Below are 531 nucleotides of genomic sequence, written 5' to 3'. Positions count from 1 at the left end.
ACAAATAGGAGGACGCTAAGATCCTCCTATTTTGTGTGGGTATGTGAGCAGAGTTACTTTAATACTTGCTCGATCTGACGAGCCTTTACTTGGCGGTTACTTGAAATTAATTCTTCAAGCCATGTTTGGTGGCCTTGTTGAGCCAGTTGACGAGCGACCAGTGTCGCTTCTTCAGATAATGCCATTTTCGCAATAAGAAACTGTTTCACTTCCGGCGATAATGGATTGGATTTGGTGAGTAAGCGAATCGCGTGAGGTTTGAGGCTTGGGTTGATCGTGGCATTCATCAACTGCTGCAAAGAGAAAGCATCTCCTGTATCAGCTAAGCGCTTAAGTTCCTGTTGGCTATTGTAATCGGCGCGCATTCGCCATAGTAAATCGTACATGGCTTTGTCTTGGCTGACTTGCGCCATACGAACGACCACTGCTGTGGACGGTAGCCAACTGGTGACATTCGCTTGAGTTAACTGCGTCGTTAAGGCTTTTAACGCACTTGGCGATAAGCTATCTAGCTCACGAATGAGCAAGGAT

General features: G+C 46.3%; 1 pseudogene. It reads right to left on the bottom strand.

The window, feature by feature from the left end:
- Positions 1 to 53 precede the first annotated feature (53 nt).
- Positions 54 to 531: pseudogene (locus R7Z50_RS30780) on the bottom strand (hypothetical protein); the annotation flags it as partial.

This window comes from Vibrio sp. 1249-1 (assembly GCF_033340495.1).
Note: the sequence above shows the minus strand (reverse complement) of the source record. Positions and strands in the feature narration are given on the sequence as shown.